This window comes from Paraburkholderia sp. XV (genome assembly GCF_020177535.1).
Lineage (GTDB): Bacteria > Pseudomonadota > Gammaproteobacteria > Burkholderiales > Burkholderiaceae > Paraburkholderia > Paraburkholderia caribensis.
On sequence record NZ_JAGUUD010000234.1, the window covers coordinates 1 to 3,899 of the forward strand.

Here is a 3,899-nt window from a genome sequence, read left to right on the forward strand (position 1 = left end):
AACACGGGCTGGCGGTGTGAGCCGCTTTCTTTTGCCTACTTTTCTTTGCGGCGGCCGTAACTATTCAGCGCTTGTAAACTGCTACCAGGATGTGCATAGTGAGGGGCATGACGAAGATGCCCGACATCAAGGAGCTGACACCGGAGCAGAAGGACGCACTTATCATTGATCTGGTGAGGCGTCTGAACGAGCTCGAGGCAAAGCTTGAGAAGGACAGTCATAACTCCAGCAAGCCGCCGTCAAGCGATGGTCCGAAGCGCAAGCCAAAGTCATTGCGTAACACGAGCGACGCCAGGCCGGGCGCCCAACCGGGGCACAAAGGCAAGACGCTCAAACGCGTTGCGCAAGCCGATCACATCGAGATTCACCCGGTGGCGCGGGTATGCGATAAATGTGGCAACCGCATCGCGGCAGCCAGCGTGGCCGTGTTGCCCGAAGGCCGCCAGGTGATTGATCTGCCGCCCACGCGCTTTGAGGTGACTGAACATCGCGTGCAGATCGCACAGTGCCGCTGCTGCGGCAAGCAGCATTCGGGGGCATTTCCCAAGGGCGTGAGCCAGGCGGTTCAGTACGGCCCCCAGATTCGCGCCGCAGCCGTCTATCTGACGCAATACCAGCAGTTGCCGGTTGCGCGCACCGCCCAGGCGCTGGAAGACCTGTTCGGTTTGCATGTGAGTACGGGAACCGTCCAGCACAGTATTGATCAGGCCGCGCAGTTACTGGCGCCGTGCGTTGATCAGATCCAGCAGGCGCTACGCGGGCAACCCGTCGTGCATTTCGATGAGAGCTGCATGCGCGTGGGGCGTGAGTCCCACTGGCTGCATGTCGCCTCGACGCACGCGTTGAGCTGGTATGGCGCGCACAGCAAGCGCGGCAGTCAGGCGCTGGACAGCTTCGGCATTCTCCCCGGCTTTACGGGAGTCGCGGTCCATGACGGCTGGCGGCCGTATGCCGGCTATGAAATGCCCATCATCTGCGTGAACTGGTGTTCGTCCTGGAGTCCACGCAGCAACCCTGGGCACAGCAGATGATTGACCTGCTTCGCCAGGCAAAGCGCGAGGTCGAACTCAGTCGGGCTTCAGGAAACAACATGCTGAGCCCGGCGCGCCAACGCTATTACACACGGCGCAGCCGCGCCCTGATCGCCCGGGCGCGCAAGCTCAATCCACAGCAGGCGCGTGAGCCCTTGCGCCAGGAACGTCGCGGCAGGATCAGGCAAAGCTTTACCTGCAACCTGCTCACACGGCTTCACAAGTATGCCGATGAGGTGTGGCGCTTCATTGCCGATCACCGCGTACCGTTCGACAACAATCAGGCCGAACGCGATATCCGCATGCCCAAACTCAAACAGAAGATTTCCGGGTGCTTCCGCTCGGAATCGGGCATGGAGGCGTTCTGCACGATCCGCTCCTACCTTGCCACCTTACGCAAGCAGAACCGTTCGCTGATCAACGCGCTGGCGTTAGGCTTTGCCGGATTCGTCGTTTCACCTCTGGTTACCGCTGAATAGTTACGCGGCGGCAAAGAAAAGTAGGTGCCGCCCCGCACAGGGGCGACGCGTGAAGCTAGATAACAATGCGCGGATGCCAGCGCAGAGGCTAAAAAACCCGAACCGCGGACGCCAGCAAAGGCAAAAGCAAAAGCAAATCGCGAATGCCAACGCAGACCCAGGCAAACCACCCAAACGCGTCGCAGACACCAAAAACCCACTACTTTGTGGTGACCTCTCTCTTTCCCCTAACAATCTCATCCCCGGCATTCGCCGACAACTTCCTGGTAACAAGAATCGAAGCAAAGGAACAAAGCCCGACCACAACAAACGCGGGCCAGAAATCGGACCACTGAAGCGCAGCATGCCCATGCACACCGCGAGTAATCGATAAGACAATCCCCGCGACGGTAACCCCGAGCCCAAGAGAAATCTGCTGCACGACACTACCGAGACTAGTCGCCCGACCCACATCCCGGCTTTCAATCTCCGCATAAGTCATCGAGTTCAAACTCGTAAACTGCAAAGCAGGAAAGAACCCGCCAAGCAGCACGATGACCCATATCAACCATGTCGGCGTCCCGGGGAAAAACGCACCGCATGCCGCAATGGCGATACCTGAATACGCCGCGTTGTACATCAGCACCGTGCGAAACCCCCAGCGTCGCAAGACAGTGGCGGCAAGCGTGCGCATGAACATGCCGCCAAACGCCGAGGCACAGGTAATCAACCCCGATTCGAACGCACTCATGCCAAGCCCTTCCTGCAGCACAAGCGGCAGCAAAAACGGCACGGCACCCAGCCCGATGCGAAACAGCGATCCACCCAGCACGCTAGCCTGAAACGTCGGCACGCGGAAAAACCGCAAATCGAGCAACGGACGCTCTACACGCCGCGCATACAGCACATAGATACCGAGCATCACAGTACCGATCACCGTCATCACGACGGCCGTCGTGCCCGTGACCAGTTCGCCGTCCGTGAGCGAAAGGCCAAGCAGAAACAGCGACGCGCCGCCCGCCGATAAAACGAAACCCACCCAGTCGAGTGGACCCGGATGCGGCTCGCGTGTGTTCTTGATGTACTTGTTGGTGAGCCAGATGCCCAGAATCCCCACGGGAATGTTGATGAAGAAGATCAGCCGCCAATGCAGGTACGTCGTGATGAAGCCGCCGAGCAGCGGCCCCGCCGCGGGTCCGAGCATCGCGGGCACGCTCAGGTAGTTCATCGCGCGTATGTACTCGGAGCGCTCTACCACGCGGAAGATGATGATCCGTCCGACCGGCACCATCATTGCGCCGCCCACGCCCTGTATGAAGCGCGCGACGGTAAATGTCGCGAGCGATGTGGAGGCCGCGCACGCCAGCGAGCCGACCACGAAGATGCCGATTGCCGTGCGGAACACCGAGCGAGCGCCGAAACGGTCGGCGAGCCATCCGCAGACGGGAATGAACACGCCGAGCCCGAGCACGTAGCTGGTGACGGCGATTTTCAGCGTGACGGGATCCCGGCCGAAGGCGCGCGCCATTTCAGGCAGCGCAGTGACGATGACATTCGCATCGACGCTCTCCATGAACATCGCGCAGGCGACGATGACGGGAGCGATAAAAGCCTTGATGGCAAGCAGCACGGGCGGCGAGCGATGTAAGTGAACGTTGATTATTGCATAGCCGGTCTGTCAAAATCCATGACGTTGTGGGGGCAACTGGATTTTGATCTGTTGTTTTTGCTTTTGCTTTTGCTTTTGCTTTTGCTTTCGCGTTTTGCTTTTTGCTTTTGGCTGGCAGGCGTCGCCACTGTGCGCTTGTTTTTGCGCTGGCATCCGCGTGACGTTAGCGTGCTTCAAGCGTTGCCCCTGTGCGGGGCGGCACCTACTTTTCTTTGCCGCCGCAAAGAAAAGTAGGCAAAAGAAAGCGGCTCACACCGCCAATTCTTGACCTTTGTCCACGGGCCCCCAACCTTCCCACGCTTCACACGGCAAGGTGTCGTTACTTGCCCGTTGCCAGCGCGTCGAAGAAACGCACCACCCACCTCATGCACCCGTACAACGACCAGCGGCAGCGAATCGCATATGCCGCCCAGGTGGCAAACTGTGTGTCGGTTGTCGCACCGCACAGCTTAGTGCTCTTACCAGAAACACCAATCTTGCTACACAGTCCGGAGTGATGCGTGTACGGCGCGAAAGCCGACACACAGTTTGCCACCTGGGCGGCGGCGGACTGTGTGGTACGGCGTGTCACGACGCGGAAGCGTGAAGCGGGTGAGGCGTACAGAGAGGGCGTTGGCAACGCACGCAAATAGATATGCTGCCGTGTGAAGTGTGGGGACGTTGGGGGCCCGTGGATAAGAACAAGGGTTGGCGGTGTGAGCCGCTTTCTTTTGCCTACTTTTCTTTGCGGCGGCAAAGAAA

General features: G+C 59.4%; 2 protein-coding genes and 1 pseudogene. 2 read left to right on the forward strand and 1 reads right to left on the reverse strand.

The features are described from left to right. Positions 1 to 116 precede the first annotated feature (116 nt). Positions 117 to 1,510: pseudogene (gene tnpC, locus KFO72_RS41445) on the forward strand (IS66 family transposase). Between the two features lie 199 nt (positions 1,511 to 1,709). Here the strand turns inward: tnpC and KFO72_RS41450 are convergent. Beyond that, positions 1,710 to 3,149, reverse strand: a complete 1,440-nt coding sequence (locus tag KFO72_RS41450) for an MFS transporter (RefSeq protein WP_257841641.1) — start codon at positions 3,147 to 3,149, stop codon at positions 1,710 to 1,712. On the opposite strand from KFO72_RS41450, the gene KFO72_RS41455 reads away from it, so the two are divergent. Beyond that, complete coding sequence (locus tag KFO72_RS41455) at positions 3,138 to 3,392, forward strand: hypothetical protein (protein ID WP_225034518.1); 255 nt, start codon at positions 3,138 to 3,140, stop codon at positions 3,390 to 3,392. The genes KFO72_RS41450 and KFO72_RS41455 overlap by 12 nt on opposite strands. The last annotated feature ends 507 nt before the right edge of the window (positions 3,393 to 3,899 follow it).